Source organism: Sphingomonas sp. AC411, assembly GCF_979253035.1.
Genome location: NZ_CEEDAQ010000001.1, coordinates 3,216,214 through 3,230,495 on the forward strand (window position 1 = coordinate 3,216,214; position 14,282 = coordinate 3,230,495).

Genomic DNA, 14,282 nt, shown 5'->3' on the forward strand with positions numbered 1-14,282 from the left:
GCGAACAGGTGTGGCAAATCCTGGCTCACGCCGGTATGGGGCTGGGCACCCGATCTCCCGTCACAGGAACACGCCAGGTGCGCATCGCCATCGCGTCCGATCACGCCGCCGTTTCGTTGAAGGCGGTACTTGCCGCCTGGCTGCGCGAGGCGGGGCATGACGTGCTCGATCTCGGTCCCGAGGGTACCGCCAGCGTCGACTATCCCGATTATGGTTACAAGCTCGCGTCGGCGATCGCCGATGGCAGCGCGGAACGCGGCATCGCGCTGTGCGGCTCCGGGATCGGCATCTCGATCGCCGCCAATCGCAATCCCGCCTGCCGCTGTGCGCTCGTCTCCGAACCGCTGTCGGCGAGCCTCGCCCGCGTGCACAACGACGCCAACGCCATCGCGATGGGCGCGCGCCTGATCGGCGAGGAAATGGCCAAGGCGTGCGTCGAAGCGTTCCTCACCGCCGATTTCGCTGGCGGCCGTCATCAACTCCGTGTCGACAAGCTAAAGGTCCCCGCATGAGCACCCAGCCCGAAACCCTCCAGCGCGAACTCCACGACGTCCAGCCGGACGGCTTCTTCACACGCACGCTCGCCGATGCGGACGCTGCCGTGTTCGCCGGGGTCGAGGCCGAACTCGAACGCGAGCAGACGCAGATCGAGCTGATCGCGAGCGAGAACATCGTCTCGAAGGCGGTGCTCGAGGCGCAGGGCTCGGTGTTCACGAACAAGTACGCCGAGGGCTATCCGGGCAAGCGCTATTACCAGGGCTGCGCGCCGTCGGACGTGGTCGAGACCCTCGCGATCGAGCGCGCCAAGCAGATCTTCGGCTGCGGGTTCGTCAACGTGCAGCCGCATTCTGGCGCGCAGGCGAACGGCGCGGTGATGCTCGCGCTGGTCAAGCCGGGCGACACGATCCTCGGCATGAGCCTCGATGCGGGCGGCCACCTGACGCATGGCGCGAAGCCGGCGATGTCGGGCAAGTGGTTCAACGCCATTCAATACGGTGTCGATGCGACCACGCACCTGATCGACTATGACCAGGTCGAGGCGCTGGCGGTCGAGCATCAGCCCAAGCTCATCATCGCGGGCGGTTCGGCCTATCCGCGGACGATCGACTTCGCGCGCTTCCGGGCGATCGCGGACAAGGTCGGCGCGTATTTCATGGTCGACATGGCGCATTTCGCCGGGATCGTCGCGGCGGGCCTGCACCCGACGCCGTTCGGCCATGCGCATGTCGTGACGACCACCACGCACAAGACGCTGCGGGGCCGCGCGGCGGCATGATCATGACCAATGACGAGGCGCTGGCCAAGAAGTTCAACTCGGCGGTGTTCCCAGGCCTTCAGGGCGGGCCGCTGATGCACGTGATCGCCGCGAAGGCGGTCGCGTTCGGCGAAGCGCTGCAGCCTGATTTCAAGAGCTACATCGCGGCCGTCGTCGAGAATGCGAAGGTGCTGGCGGCGACCCTCAAGGAGCGTGGCTCGGACGTCGTGTCGGGCGGCACCGACACGCATCTCGCGCTGATCGACCTCACGCCGCTGGGCATCACGGGCCGCGATGCGGACGAGGCGCTGGAGCGTGCAGGCATCACCTGCAACAAGAACGGCATCCCCAACGATCCGCTGCCGCCGGTCAAGACCAGCGGCATCCGCGTCGGCTCGCCCGCGGGTACGACGCGTGGGTTCGGTCCGGCGGAGTTCCGCGAGATCGGCAACATGGTCGCCGACGTGCTGGACGGCCTCGCGAAAAAGGGCGAGCATGGGGACCCGGACGTCGAGGCGGACGTTCGGACCCGCGTGCGGGCCCTGTGCGCGCGCTTCCCGATCTATCAAGGATAACGCCATGTCGAAGTTCGATGACCTCCAGAACGACGTGAAGAGCACCCCCGGCCTCGGCAAGAGCATGGCCAAGTGGAGCGCACTTGGCGCGGTCGTCGCGATCCCGGTACCGGTGGTCGGCCCGATCTTCGGCGCACTCGCGGGCGCGGGCTACGCCTATTACAAGGGCAAGAAGAAGGTCTGAATGCGCTGCCCCTTCTGCGGACATGAAGACAGCCAGGTAAAGGACAGCCGCCCCACCGAAGACGGGGCGGCGATCCGGCGTCGGCGCCAATGCGAGGGTGCGCCGCGCGTTTCACGACGTTCGAGCGCATCCAGTTGCGCGAGCTGTTCGTGTTGAAGAGCGAGGGACGGCGGGAGCCGTTCGATCGGGAGAAGCTGCTTCGGTCGTTGTCGATCGCGACCAGGAAGCGGGCGATCGAGGCGGGGCGGATCGAGAAGCTGGTGAGCGGGATCCAGCGCCGGCTGGAGACGCTGGGCGAGAACGATGTGACGTCGAAACGGATCGGCGAGATGGTGATGGATGGGCTCAAGGGGCTCGATTCGGTCGCGTATATCCGGTTTGCGAGCGTGTACCGGGATTTCAACGAGGCGCGGGACTTCGAGGCTTTTGCCGGGAGTGTCGAGGAGGTCGGGCGGGCGGAGTGATCGTTGGCCTATCCTTCGATACGCGCTCTCGACTTTGCTCGATCGCTACTCGGGACGAACGGAAGGAGGGAAGTCCGAGCCTTTCGAGACGCCCCTGGCAGGTAGGCCACCCTTCCTGTACCTGTGGTCCATCCCTTCCGTTCGTCCTGAGTAGGGACTGAGCTCGGCGAAGGCCCGTATCGAAGGACAGGTCGCATGAGCTTTTACGCCTACATGCTCCGCTGTTCCGATGGCAGCTATTACATCGGCCACACCGACGCGCTCGAACGCCGGATCGCCCAACACCAGCACGGTGAGCTTCCCAGATACACACACAACCGGCGCCCGGTAATACTGATTTGGTCGCAGGATTTCCCGAGCCGGATCGAGGCGTTGGAGGCCGAGCGCCAGTTGAAAGGCTGGACGCGGGCGAAGAAAGAAGCGTTGGCGGCGGGCGATTGGGACGCGGTGCGCTTACTCTCGCGCAAATCCTTCGATACGGGTCTTCGGCTTCGCTCAGCCCCTACTTAGGACGAACGGGGTGGGGTGGGTGAGCGGGTTGGCTTGGCCGAGCACGATGAATTGGCTGAGAAGAACGAATTTGGTGAGTTTGGCGAGATTGGTGGATTTGGCGACGTGAGTGACGAAAACATGATTGATACGGACTCGGCAGGCCACAGCGAAGTGCTCGCGGATGGACCGGGAATAACTAGCGCCTCTACCCCACCTCCCGTCATCGTCCTCGTCCGCCCGCAGCTCGGCGAAAACATCGGCAAAGCGGCACGCGCCATGCTCAATTTCGGCCTCACCGAGATGCGCCTCGTCTCCCCGAGACGGCTGGCCGAACCCCTCCGCCGGCCCCGCCGCCAGCGGTGCCGACATCGTTCTCCAGAACGCGCAGGTGTACGACAGCGTCGCCGCCGCCACCGCCGACTGCGCGCAGGTGTATGCCACCACGGTCCGCAAGCGCGGCGTGACCAAGCCGGTCGTTACCCCCGAGCAGGCCGCGACCGAGATCCACGCCGCGCCCGGCCGCTCCGCGATCCTGTTCGGGCCCGAGCGCTCGGGCCTCGAAACCGACGATGTCGCGGTCGCCCGGACGATCATCACCGTGCCGATCAATCCGGAGTTCGGGTCCTTGAACCTTGCCCAGGCGGTGATCCTGGTCGCCTACGAATGGTCGAAGGGGCTCACCGCCGAGCGCGAGTTGTCGCAGCCGTCGATCAACCCGATCATGCCGCCCGCGCCGCAGGAGGAGCTCGACGGGATGATCGGACAGCTCGACGCGATGCTGATGGGGGCGGGGTTCTTCCATCTACCCGACAAGATGCAGTCGACCCGAAGGACGTTGCGCACGTTGCTGACCAAGCCCGGCTGGTCGAGTCAGGAAGTCCGGACGATGCGCGGCGTGCTGTCGTCGCTGGCGGGGAAGAAGCCGCGGGTCTGATTCCTCCCCGCAAGGGCGGCTTTCTTCCCCCTCCCTGGAAGGGAGGGGCCGAAGTGGGTCGGCTGCTTGGCGGGCGGGGCGGCATTTACGGGGCCGACCCAGGGAGGAGTGCGTTGCGCTTTAGCGGCGGTCGAACGCGGCTAGTTCGTAGGCGATCGAGGCTTCGACCAGCCTCTCCCAGAGGTCCGCGATTACCGTGTCGGGCAGCCCCAACTTCACCGCCTCGGCGCGCGCATTCTCGATCACCTGCGTTTTCCGCGCCTCATCCCGCACATGCCCGCGCTCCGGCTTTATCCGCGCGGCGGCGTCCATATACGCAAATCGCCTGGCGAGCAGCGCAACAAGCTCGCGGTCGAGCGCGTCGACGCCTGCGCGGACCTCGGTCATGGTGGTGCAATCGGGCCCGGATAGAATAGTCATCGCTGTCTCTTGCCGACCCTCCCGCACCCTGTCCAGCATGACCGCCGAGCTTGACTCTCACGCACCCCCGTCTAGGCGCCCGCCTTCGCAATGGCCCTGCACCCCGGTGAAGCGGTGGCCCTGCCTTGTCCGGACCTTTGGGTCTTACGACGACCAGCAGAGCGATACCGGGACCAACGTTGTTTGCATTTGCAAAGGTTATACTATGTCGAAGCGTCAAAGCGCGAAGTACAAGCTCGATCGCCGTATGGGCGAGAATATTTGGGGTCGCCCCAAGTCGCCTGTCAACAAGCGCGAATACGGCCCGGGCCAGCACGGCCAGCGCCGCAAGGGCAAGGTCAGCGATTTCGGTATCCAGCTGCGCGCCAAGCAGAAGCTCAAGGGCTATTACGGCGACGTGACCGAGAAGCAGTTCCGCGCGTGCTATTTCGAAGCCGCACGCATGAAGGGCGATACCAGCCAGAACCTGATCGGCCTGCTCGAGCAGCGCCTCGACATGATCGTCTACCGCGCCAAGTTCGCGCCGACGATCTTCGCGGCACGTCAGATCGTTTCGCACGGCCACATCCGCGTCAACGGCGTGAAGTGCAACATCGCCTCGCGTCGCTGCTTCGTCGGCGACGAGATCACACTGGGTTCGAAGGCGCAGGAAATGGCGCTGGTCATGGAAGCCCAGAGCCTCGCCGAGCGTGAGATCCCCGACTATGTCGCTCCGGACGGCGCCGCCAAGGTCACCTTCACGCGCGTCCCGACGCTCGACGAAGTGCCTTACCCGGTGAAGATGGAGCCAAACCTGGTCGTCGAATTCTATTCGCGTTAAGCCGAGTAAATTCGTCGACCGGTCGGCGTCGCTCGAGCGACGTCCGACGACGTGGCTTTGCCACGGCGCGGTTTGGAACAAAAAAGGGCGGTCCCATTGGGGCCGCCCTTTTTTGTTGCCCCTTGTCGCTTCGTGGACATGCGGGCCCGGCTTTGCCAGAACGCGCGCAACTCATCGGGGGAATGACCATGCGCGCTGCCATCCTGTCTCTGTTGCTGCTCGGGACCGCCGCGTCCGCGCAGACGTCGCCTGCGATTTCGGTCGAGACGTTGAAGACCGTCACGCAGGTGCTGTCGTCGGACGCGTATGACGGCCGTGCGCCGACCACCCCGGCCGAGGCGAAGACGGTCGCCTATATCGTCGAGCGGATGAAGGCGGCAGGTCTCAAGCCCGGCAACAAGGGCGCGTGGACTCAGGACGTGCCGATGGTCGAGATCACCGCCACGAACGTGCAGCCTTATGTGTTCACCGGCGGCAAGGCGCCCGTCAGCCTCGCCTATCGCACCGACATGGTCGCGGGCACCTACCGCGTCGCACCCAAATCGAGCGTGGCGAACAGCGACGTGGTGTTCGTCGGCTACGGCATCACCGCGCCCGAAAAGGGCTGGGACGATTATGCCGGCGTCGACGTGAAGGGGAAGACGGTCGTCATCCTGATCAACGACGCCGACTGGCAGACGATGTCGCGTGAGGGGCCGTTCGAGGGCCGCGCGATGACGTGGTACGGGCGCTGGCCGTACAAGTTCGAGAACGCGGCCAAGCACGGCGCGGCGGCGGCGATCATCGTCCATGATACCGAGCCGGCGGCGTATCCGTGGGCGGTGGTGCAGTCGTCCTGGACCGGGCCGCAGCTCGAGCTGGACGAGAAGGGCGATCATCTCGACCAGTCGCAGATCGTCGGCTGGATGCAGCGTGCGGCGGCGGAACGCGTGTTCGCGAGCGCGGGCAAGGATTACGCGATGCTCGCGGCGGCGGCAAAGGTGAAGGGGTTCAAGGCGGTGCCGCTCGGGCTGAAGCTGTCCGGCGGGTTCGACAACACGATCAAGCGGCAGGCGTCGAAGAACGTCATCGGCGTGCTGCCGGGGACGGCTGCGCCCAATGACTACGTGCTGTACTCGGCGCATTGGGATCATCTCGGGCGTTGCGACGCGGTCGATGGCGACGACATCTGCAACGGGGCGGCGGATAACGCGACCGGTGTCGCGGGGCTGGTGGCGCTGGCCGAGGCTCAGGTGAAGGCGGGGCCCGCCAAGCGCTCGATCGCGTTCCTGGCGGTGACGGCGGAGGAGTCGGGGCTGCTCGGGTCGCGCTATTATGCCGAGCATCCGATCTATCCGCTCGCGCATACCGTCGGCGGGGTGAACATGGACGTGCTGAACGTCGACGGGCGGGCGAAGGACTTCGTGCTGACCGGCGCGGGGAAATCCGAGATCGAGGATCTGGTAAAGCCGTTCGTCGCCGCCGAGGGCCGCGTGATCGGCGTCGAGGCGAACCCGGAACGCGGCGGCTATTACCGGTCGGATCACTTCAGCTTTGCCAAGCTGGGCGTGCCGATGCTCGATGGCGGCAGCGGCGAGGACCTCGTCGTCGGCGGGACAGCCGCGGGACATGCCAAGCGCGAGGATTATGTCGCGAATCGCTATCACAAGCCTGCCGACGAATATGATGCGAAGTGGGACTGGTCGGGCGCGGTCGACGACCTGACGATCTATTATGGGCTGGGGCGGAAGCTCGCGGACGATACCAGTCTGTGGCCGAACTGGTATAAGACCGCCGAATTCCGCGGCATCCGTGACCGCGATCGCGCAGGAGCCAAGTGAAGTGACGACGACTACCCCGCCGAATGGGCGCACCACAAGGCCGTCTGGATCGGCTTCCCGAGCCATGCGGACCTGTGGCTGGAGGATCTGGAGCCGGCGCGGGACGAGGTCGTCGCGTTTGCCAAGGCGGTGCATGCCGAGGGGCGGGGCGAGACGGTGATCCTGGTCGCGGCGGACGTCGGCTCGGCGACGACCGCCAAGCGTCTTGCCCCGTTCGCGGACGTGGTGGTCGAGCCGTTCGGCGACATCTGGCTACGCGATACCGCCCCGATCATCGTCGGCGACGGCAGCGCGCGCGACTTCCGGTTCAACGGCTGGGGCGGGAAGTACGACCTGCCTGGCGACGATACGATCGGGCAGCGGCTGGCGGCGAGCCGGCACAAGCGGGTCGAGGCGTGCGACTGGGTGCTTGAAGGTGGCGCGATCGATGGCGACGGTACCGGGACGGTCGTCACGACTCAGCAGTGCCTCCTCAACCGCAATCGGAATCCGTCGCTGAGCAAGGCGGATATCGAGGCTCGGCTTGCGTCGGACCTCGGCTATACCCGCGTGGTGTGGCTGGGCGACGGTCTGGTCAACGACCATACCGACGGCCATGTCGACAACCTCGCGCGGTTCGTCGGCGAGGGGCGCGTGGCGATCCCGAAGGCGACCGACAACGATCCGAACTGGCAGGTGTACCAGAACGCGGCGCGCGATGCCGCCGCGGCCGGGCTGGAGGTCGTGACGATCCCGTCGCCAGGCCGTGTGCTGCGCGACGAGGAGGTCGTGCCGGCGAGCTATATGAACTTCTATATCGGCAATGCCGCGGTGGTGGTGCCGTTGTATGGGACGGAGAACGACGCGGCGGCGGTGGTCGCGATCCAGGCGCTGTTCCCCGACCGCGAGGTGGTCGGACAGCGCGCGGATCACATCCTGACGGGCGGCGGCAGCTTCCACTGCATCTCGCAGCAGATTCCGGGGTAACTTCTGCTCCCTCCCTGAAAGGGAGGGGCCGGGAGTGGGTCGGCCTGGGGCGGGTGCTTGCGCCAGCCAACAAGCCAACCCACCCCTAACCCCTCCCTTCCAGGGAGGGGTATCCCCGTCTCAGCGGCTCCAGCGGGCCCAGATTGCGGTGGGCAACACCAGCCCGCGCGCTTCTTCGCGGACGCCGAGTTCGCCGACTTCGACCTTGCCCGGCAGGTCCGCGAACACCTGGTTCAGCAACTCCCCGATCGCCAGCGCCGACATCCGGACCGCGTAGACCGTCAGGAACAGGAAGCGCGAATTCTCGTCCAGCAGTTTGCGGCAGTCCGCGATGAGCTTGGGGAGGTCTTCCTCGAGACGCCAGACCTCACCCTCAGGACCACGCCCATATTTCGGCGGATCGAGCAAAATCCCATCATACCGCCGCCCGCGCCGAACCTCGCGTGCGACGAACTTCGCCGCGTCATCCGTCATCCAGCGGATCGGCGCGTCGGCCATGCCCGACAGTTTGGCGTTGGCCTTGGCCGCCTCGACCGACTTCTTCGACGCGTCGACGTGCACCATGCGGACGCCCTTGGTCGCCATCGCCAGCGTGCCGACGCCGGTATAACCGAACAGGTTCATGCATTCGGGCGAGTCGAGCCCCGCGACGCGTTCGCGCATCCAGCTCCACACCGGCGCCATGTCGGGGAAGAAGCCGAGGTGGCGGAACGGGGTGGTCTGCGCGGTGTACGACACCTCGTTCCACTTGAGCGTCCAGCCTTCGCGGGGGACAGGTTCCGAAAATTCCCAGCGGCCGCCGCCGTCCTCGTCCGAGCCGGGGACGAATTCGCCCTGCGCCTGCCAGTCGGTCGAGGCGGGCACCCACATCGCCTGCGGTTCGGGACGGATGAAGCGGAAGCGGCCGTAGCGTTCCAGCTTCTTGCCGTGGCCGGAGTCGATCAGGCCGTAATCCGCCCAGGGCTCGCCGATGAGGGTTTCTAGTTTCATGCCGACGGCTTCGCGCGCTCGGTGATGTAGGCGGTGATCGCCTCGAACGTCGCCGGCAGCGTGGCGTAGCGCTCCTCGCGGTCGAACAGGTCGCCTACGCGGGTTGGCAGCGAGGGACGGACGCCGGTCGCGCGCTCTACCGCGTCGCCGAACTTGGCGGGGTGCGCGGTGGCGAGTGTGACGATCGGTACGCCGGCGGGGACTTCGGTGCGCAGCGCGGCGGCGAGGCCGATCGCTGTGTGCGGGTCGATCACTTGGCCGGCGTGCTCCTGTGCCCAGCGCATCGCCAGCGTCATGTCGTCGAGGTCGATGCGCTCGCTCTGGAAGAGGGCGGCGGCGCCTTGCGACTGCGCGTTGGTGAGGCGCATCGCTCCCGAAGCTTCGAAGCCGGCCATCTGTGCGGCCAGCGCGGCACCGTCGCGGTCGCCGAGGTCGAACAACAGGCGTTCGAAGTTCGAACTCACCTGGATGTCCATCGACGGGGTCGGGGTCTGCTGGACGCCGCCCTTCGAATAATCGCCGGTGCTGAGCGCGCGGTGGAGGATGTCGTTGACGTTGGTCGCGACCACCAGCTTGGCCACCGGCAGCCCCATCTTCGCTGCGACATAGCCGGCGAAGACATCGCCGAAATTGCCGGTCGGAACCGCGAACGCGACCTCGCGATCGGGGGCGCCGAGGCGGACCGCGGCGTAGAAGAAATATACCACCTGCGCCATCAGGCGGGCCCAGTTGATCGAGTTGACCGCGGACAGCGCGAACTTGGTCGAGAAGGCGCGGTCGTTGAACATCGCCTTCACGAGCGCCTGCGCGTCGTCGAAGCTGCCCTCGATCGCGATGTTGTAGACGTTGGGGCTGAGCACCGTGGTCATTTGGCGGCGCTGCACGTCGGAGATGCGGCCGACCGGGTGGAGCATGAAGATGTCGATGCACTCGCGCCCAGCGACCGCGTCGATCGCCGCCGAGCCGGTGTCGCCGCTGGTCGCACCGACGATCGTCAGGCGCTTGTCCGTGCCGGCGAGGAAGCGCTCGAAGAAGAGCCCCAGCAACTGGAGCGCGACGTCCTTGAACGCGAGCGTCGGGCCGTGGAAGAGCTCGAGCAGCCATTGGTCGTGGTCGAGCTGGACGAGCGGGACGACCGCGGCGTGCGAGAAGCGGCCATATGCCTGTTCGCAGAGTGCCTTCAGCTCGTCGCGGGTCATTGCTTCGCCGACGAACGGGGTCATCACTGCGACGGCGGTGTCGACATAGGAGAGCCCGGCGAGCGCGGCGATCTCGTCGCGGGTCAGCGTCGGCCATGCCTCGGGGAGGTAGAGGCCGCCATCGGACGCAAGGCCGGCGAGCGTCGCCGCTTCAAAATCGAGGATCGGCGCCGAGCCGCGGGTGCTGATGTAACGCATGGCCAAGCCGGTTAGCGAATGGGGCGGAAGGCGACAAGCTGCGCGCGCTTTCCGTTTTCCTGCGAACGCAGGAATCCAGGGTTACGGAGGGACGCGCGTGGGACCCTTGGCTCCTGCGTTCGCAGGAGAACGGCTAGCGAGGGCGGCGGCGCAGCGCGATGGCGTAGATGATCGCGGCGATGGCGGCGAAGAAGAACCATTGGCCGGCATAAGCGAGGTGGTTGTTGGGGACGGAGGCGAGGTCGGGCTTGCCGTTGGGATTGAGGCCAGCCTGCGGCGTGTCCGCGACGAGCATCAGGCGTTGCGGCGTGTGATCGAACAGCGATCCGATCAGCGAGCGACCATCGGGGGCGTGGCTGATATAGCCGGAGACTTCGCCGCCGAGCCAGTTCACCTTGGTCATCGGATCGCGCGTGGTGCCGAGCTGGACGACCATGCCGGGGCCCTCCGCGCCGGTTCTGCACTCGGCGATCGCGCGGAAGCCGGCTTTGCCGGCGCCGGCGAGTTTGATCTCGGTCGGCTGGAGGCAGAGGCCCGACGCGCGGCGGAACAGGAGCGTTTCGTCGGGGAAGCGCGGGAAGGCCATGGTCGGCTTGGCGGGGTTGGCGGCAAGCTGCGCGAGGAACGCTTCCTTTTTCGGGAGGCGGTCGAGCAGTTGCCACAGGCCGAGGCCTATCATCGCCGCAATCGCTAGCGTGACGAGGATGGTCGGGATGACGGGTATGCGCTTGGTCACGGGTCGATTCGGCCTTCGCGGGCTGCGTTGCGGTATTCGGCGGACATGAGGGCGCCTTTCGCTGCTCTTAGGGACAGCACGACTCCGCCGGCGGTGAAGGGGATCCAGATCAGCATATGCAGCCAGAGTGGCGGGTGGACTTTGAGTTCCAAAATGATCGCTAGGGTCACGACGAGGGCGCCGAGGATCAGGGTGAGGAACGCCGCGGGGCCGTCGCCGACGTTGAACTTGCTGAAGTCGAGCCCGCAGTTCGGGCAGCGGTCGGCGAAGTTGGACCATTTGGCGAAGAGGGTCGGCTTGCCGCAGCGGGGGCAGAGGCCTTTCAGCGCGACCTGGGCGATCGTGGGGGCGGTGGCGAGCGGGTAGGGATCTTCGGTCATGCGGTCAGCGCTCCCCTTGTTTCCCCGCGAAGGCGGGAATCCCGACTGGGCTCCCGCCTTCGCGGGAGAACAAAGGGAAGGGGTGACCGTTAGCTAGTGGCAGCGCCTTACCCCTAAAGGTCGCTACCCCGGCGGAGGCCGGGGCCCAGTTGGGGGACGGCTCTAACCGCGGACGGTGCTTCGTTACTGCAACCTTTCCAACTGGGCCCCGGCCTTCGCCGGGGTGGTTGCCGAGGTCGGGGTGGCGGCCAAGGACGGGGTGGTAGAAGCTCAACCGCCGTGGACGGGTGCGCCCCAGCCGCCCCAGACATAGACGGTGACGAACAGGAACAGCCACACGACGTCGACGAAATGCCAGTACCACGCCGCCGCCTCGAAGCCGAAATGCTGCTTCGGGGTGAAGTCACCGCGGTACGCGCGGACCAGGCAGACGATCAGGAAGATCGTGCCGATCAGCACATGGAAGCCGTGGAAGCCGGTCGCCATGAAGAATGCCGCGCCGTAGTTGATGCCCTTGAACGGGAACGGTGCGTGGACGTACTCGTAAGCCTGGATCGCGCTGAACAGCGCGCCGAGGATCACCGTCAGCCACAGGCCCTTGAGCACGCCGTCGCGGTTGCCGACGCCGATCAGCCCCCAAAGGCCGGTCTTCTCGCCGCCGCGCTGATTGTGGATCAACGCATGATGCGCCCAGGTCACGGTGGTGCCCGAGGTCAGCAGGATCAGCGTGTTGAGCAGCGGCAGTTCGAACGGGTTGATCACCGTCAGGCCCTTCGGAGGCCATTGCGCGACGATCGCGGCGCCGCCCTCGACCGCACGCGTGACGCTGCCGTCGGCATAGGTCATCGCGGTCGGGAACAGCGAGAAGTCGAAGAACGCCCAGAACCAGCCGACGAAGAACATCACTTCGGAGGCGATGAACAGGATCATGCCGTAGCGGAAATGGAGCTGCACGACCGGCGTATGATCGCCCGCGCGTGCCTCCTGGATAACCTGCGCCCACCAGCTGTAGAAGGTGAAGAGCAGCCCGGCGAGGCCGATGAAGAAGATCCAGCCGCCGCCATTGGGCTTGTCGATATGCCCGCCGTGCATCCACATGATGCCGCCCACCGCCATGATCAGCGCAGAGAACGAGCCGACCAGCGGCCACACGCTCGGCGGCAGGATATGGTAATCATGGTTCTTGGCGCCGGCCATCGGTACTCCCCTATGTTCTTTCGCAGCGTTCTAGCTGGCTGTTTTGGCAGAATCCACCGGGTAAAACGTGTAGCTCAGCGTGATCGTCTGGATATCGGCCGCATCCGGGTCCGTCAGGATCTTCGGATCGACGAAGAAGATCACCGGCATCCGTACGGTTTCGCCGGGCTTCAATGTCTGCTGCGTGAAGCAGAAACACTGGATCTTGGTGAAATACTTGCCGGCCTGCGCGGGCTGGACGTTGAAGGTCGCGGTGCCGGTCAGCGGCTTGGTCGAGGTGTTGGTGGCCTTGAAGAACGCCATGTCGCGCGCACCGATGTCGATCGTGTCGGAGCGATTCTCGGGCACGAACTTCCACGGCAGCTTGGGGCTGACGTTGGTGTCGAAATCGACCGTGATCTTGTGATCGACCGCGCCGGGCGCGACGAGCCCGCGCTGCGTCGTGCCGTTGAGCCCGGTGACCGAGCAGAACAGGCGGTAGAGCGGCACGCTCGCCCAGGCGAGCCCGGTCATGAAGCAGATGAAGAGCACCGCCAGCGCCGCCGTGCGGTTGGTCCGCGACATGGCCTTCCATCCGGTCATCAGTGCGGCATCCCCGCGCGGATCTTGGCGATCGAAATCGCGAAGACGAGGATGACGAAGGCGCCGAGCAGGACAGCCATGACGCGCGCACGACCGCGCTGGCGGCTACGGATCAGGTCTTCCTCGCGGAGGGGATCGGGGATGCTCATGCGAACCACCGGTCGACGACCAGCGCGCCGAACATCACGAACAGATACAGGATCGAGTATTTGAACAAGGCCTTCTCCGGTTTCATCGCATCGTCGGCATGCGTGGTGCGCTTGGCGACGCGGACGGCGAGCAGCGCGAACCAGCCGGTGAGCAGGACGGCGGCGATGCCGTAGATCGCACCCGTCAGCCCGAGCGGCCAGGGCAGGATCGCGACCGCCGCCATCGGGATCGTGTAGAGGCCGATCTGCGTCCGCGTGGTGCGCTCGCCCGACACAACGGGGAGCATCGGTACGCCCGCGGCGGCGTAATCGCTCTTCATGAACAGCGCGAGCGCCCAGAAATGCGGCGGCGTCCACAGGAACACGAACAGGAACAACAGGACCGGGAGCAGCGCGACGTCACCGGTCGCCGCCGCCCAGCCGATCAGCGGAGGGAACGCGCCGGCCGCACCACCGATGACGATGTTCTGCGGCGTGCGGCGCTTCAGCCAGACGGTGTAGACCAGCACGTAGAACAGGATCGAGACGGTCAGGATCGCGGCGGCGACCGCGTTGACCGCGAACCCCATGAACAGGACCGAGAATGCACCGAGGCCGACACCGAAATGCAGCGCCGCCTGGCGGTCCATCCGGCCATCGGGCAGCGGGCGCTTCTGCGTCCGGCGCATGACCGCGTCGATGTCCGACTCGTACCATTGATTGAGCGCGCTCGCCGCGCCCGCGCCAAGCGCGATGCAGAGGATCGCGGTGAAGCCGATCACAGGATGTACGCCGACTGGTGCGGCCAGCATGCCGCAAAGGCCGGTGAAGACGACGAGCGTCATCACCCGCGGCTTGGTCAACGCAAGAAAATCGCGCCAGTGCGCCGGTGGCAGGAGAGGGGTGACAGGAGTCATGGTTCGGGTACGCTATACGCGTTGC

General features: G+C 66.0%; 14 protein-coding genes and 4 pseudogenes. 9 read left to right on the top strand and 9 right to left on the bottom strand.

All coding sequences use genetic code 11. The features are described from left to right. Window positions 1-77: 77 nt before the first annotated feature. From rpiB to AC0IX7_RS16510, 6 genes and pseudogenes are all read left to right on the top strand, one after another. Window positions 78-512, top strand: coding sequence for a ribose 5-phosphate isomerase B (rpiB, locus tag AC0IX7_RS16485; protein ID WP_471812883.1), 435 nt, complete (start codon window positions 78-80; stop codon window positions 510-512). Next, a pseudogene (glyA, locus tag AC0IX7_RS16490) lies at window positions 509-1,830 on the top strand (serine hydroxymethyltransferase). The gene rpiB and the pseudogene glyA overlap by 4 nt, the downstream one beginning before the upstream one ends. A gap of 4 nt (window positions 1,831-1,834) precedes the next feature. Continuing rightward, complete coding sequence (locus AC0IX7_RS16495) at window positions 1,835-2,014, top strand: hypothetical protein (RefSeq protein WP_187504643.1); 180 nt, start codon at window positions 1,835-1,837, stop codon at window positions 2,012-2,014. Beyond that, window positions 2,015-2,478, top strand: a pseudogene (gene nrdR / locus AC0IX7_RS16500) (transcriptional regulator NrdR). A gap of 195 nt (window positions 2,479-2,673) precedes the next feature. Beyond that, a complete protein-coding gene (locus tag AC0IX7_RS16505) occupies window positions 2,674-2,988 on the top strand; it encodes a GIY-YIG nuclease family protein (RefSeq protein ID WP_471812884.1) in 315 nt (104 codons plus the stop codon). Between the two features lie 174 nt (window positions 2,989-3,162). Beyond that, a pseudogene (locus AC0IX7_RS16510) lies at window positions 3,163-3,904 on the top strand (RNA methyltransferase). 120 nt (window positions 3,905-4,024) lie between these two features. On the opposite strand, the gene AC0IX7_RS16515 reads toward AC0IX7_RS16510, so the two are convergent. Further along, window positions 4,025-4,324: a chorismate mutase gene (locus tag AC0IX7_RS16515; protein ID WP_471812886.1), complete on the bottom strand. Its 300-nt coding sequence runs from the start codon at window positions 4,322-4,324 to the stop codon at window positions 4,025-4,027. A 205-nt stretch (window positions 4,325-4,529) separates the two neighbouring features. Between AC0IX7_RS16515 and rpsD the strand changes: the two genes are divergently transcribed. The 3 genes and pseudogenes from rpsD to AC0IX7_RS16530 all read left to right on the top strand — a co-directional run. Continuing rightward, window positions 4,530-5,144 (top strand): 30S ribosomal protein S4, encoded by a 615-nt coding sequence (gene rpsD, locus AC0IX7_RS16520; protein ID WP_447789169.1) that lies wholly within the window; start codon window positions 4,530-4,532, stop codon window positions 5,142-5,144. 188 nt (window positions 5,145-5,332) lie between these two features. Next, window positions 5,333-6,964, top strand: coding sequence for a M28 family peptidase (locus AC0IX7_RS16525; RefSeq protein WP_471812888.1), 1,632 nt, complete (start codon window positions 5,333-5,335; stop codon window positions 6,962-6,964). A gap of 15 nt (window positions 6,965-6,979) precedes the next feature. Further along, window positions 6,980-7,930: pseudogene (locus tag AC0IX7_RS16530) on the top strand (agmatine deiminase family protein); the annotation flags it as partial. A 120-nt stretch (window positions 7,931-8,050) separates the two neighbouring features. On the opposite strand, the gene AC0IX7_RS16535 reads toward AC0IX7_RS16530, so the two are convergent. The 8 genes from AC0IX7_RS16535 to AC0IX7_RS16570 form a co-directional block, all read right to left on the bottom strand. Beyond that, on the bottom strand, window positions 8,051-8,920 hold the full coding sequence (locus tag AC0IX7_RS16535) for a class I SAM-dependent methyltransferase (RefSeq protein ID WP_471812890.1): 870 nt from the start codon (window positions 8,918-8,920) through the stop codon (window positions 8,051-8,053). Continuing rightward, entirely contained in the window at window positions 8,917-10,317 is a 1,401-nt protein-coding gene (gene thrC, locus AC0IX7_RS16540; protein WP_471812892.1) for a threonine synthase, read from the bottom strand. The genes AC0IX7_RS16535 and thrC overlap by 4 nt, the downstream gene beginning before the upstream one ends. 133 nt (window positions 10,318-10,450) lie before the next feature. After that, window positions 10,451-11,053, bottom strand: coding sequence for an SURF1 family cytochrome oxidase biogenesis protein (locus AC0IX7_RS16545; protein WP_471812894.1), 603 nt, complete (start codon window positions 11,051-11,053; stop codon window positions 10,451-10,453). Continuing rightward, entirely contained in the window at window positions 11,050-11,433 is a 384-nt protein-coding gene (locus AC0IX7_RS16550) for a DUF983 domain-containing protein (RefSeq protein WP_471812896.1), read from the bottom strand. The genes AC0IX7_RS16545 and AC0IX7_RS16550 overlap by 4 nt, the downstream gene beginning before the upstream one ends. Window positions 11,434-11,703: 270 nt before the next feature. Beyond that, complete coding sequence (locus AC0IX7_RS16555) at window positions 11,704-12,630, bottom strand: cytochrome c oxidase subunit 3 (RefSeq protein WP_471812897.1); 927 nt, start codon at window positions 12,628-12,630, stop codon at window positions 11,704-11,706. 30 nt (window positions 12,631-12,660) lie between these two features. Beyond that, window positions 12,661-13,212 (bottom strand): cytochrome c oxidase assembly protein, encoded by a 552-nt coding sequence (locus AC0IX7_RS16560; RefSeq protein WP_187503902.1) that lies wholly within the window; start codon window positions 13,210-13,212, stop codon window positions 12,661-12,663. Further along, window positions 13,212-13,361 carry a hypothetical protein gene (locus AC0IX7_RS16565; RefSeq protein ID WP_187503903.1) on the bottom strand — a complete coding sequence of 50 codons (150 nt, stop codon included), beginning with the start codon at window positions 13,359-13,361 and terminating at the stop codon, window positions 13,212-13,214. The genes AC0IX7_RS16560 and AC0IX7_RS16565 overlap by 1 nt, the downstream gene beginning before the upstream one ends. After that, window positions 13,358-14,257 carry a heme o synthase gene (locus AC0IX7_RS16570; protein ID WP_471812899.1) on the bottom strand — a complete coding sequence of 300 codons (900 nt, stop codon included), beginning with the start codon at window positions 14,255-14,257 and terminating at the stop codon, window positions 13,358-13,360. The genes AC0IX7_RS16565 and AC0IX7_RS16570 overlap by 4 nt, the downstream gene beginning before the upstream one ends. Between the last annotated feature and the right edge of the window lie 25 nt (window positions 14,258-14,282).

Coding starts and splice junctions, on each gene's coding strand:
- AC0IX7_RS16505 (WP_471812884.1), top strand. CDS start 2,674: ATGAGCTTTTACGCCTACATGCTCCGCTGTTCCGATGGCAGCTATTAC.
- AC0IX7_RS16515 (WP_471812886.1), bottom strand. CDS start 4,324: ATGACTATTCTATCCGGGCCCGATTGCACCACCATGACCGAGGTCCGC.
- rpsD (WP_447789169.1), top strand. CDS start 4,530: ATGTCGAAGCGTCAAAGCGCGAAGTACAAGCTCGATCGCCGTATGGGC.
- AC0IX7_RS16560 (WP_187503902.1), bottom strand. CDS start 13,212: ATGACCGGATGGAAGGCCATGTCGCGGACCAACCGCACGGCGGCGCTG.
- AC0IX7_RS16525 (WP_471812888.1), top strand. CDS start 5,333: ATGCGCGCTGCCATCCTGTCTCTGTTGCTGCTCGGGACCGCCGCGTCC.
- thrC (WP_471812892.1), bottom strand. CDS start 10,317: ATGCGTTACATCAGCACCCGCGGCTCGGCGCCGATCCTCGATTTTGAA.
- AC0IX7_RS16570 (WP_471812899.1), bottom strand. CDS start 14,257: ATGACTCCTGTCACCCCTCTCCTGCCACCGGCGCACTGGCGCGATTTT.
- AC0IX7_RS16555 (WP_471812897.1), bottom strand. CDS start 12,630: ATGGCCGGCGCCAAGAACCATGATTACCATATCCTGCCGCCGAGCGTG.
- AC0IX7_RS16535 (WP_471812890.1), bottom strand. CDS start 8,920: ATGAAACTAGAAACCCTCATCGGCGAGCCCTGGGCGGATTACGGCCTG.
- AC0IX7_RS16550 (WP_471812896.1), bottom strand. CDS start 11,433: ATGACCGAAGATCCCTACCCGCTCGCCACCGCCCCCACGATCGCCCAG.
- AC0IX7_RS16495 (WP_187504643.1), top strand. CDS start 1,835: ATGTCGAAGTTCGATGACCTCCAGAACGACGTGAAGAGCACCCCCGGC.
- AC0IX7_RS16565 (WP_187503903.1), bottom strand. CDS start 13,361: ATGAGCATCCCCGATCCCCTCCGCGAGGAAGACCTGATCCGTAGCCGC.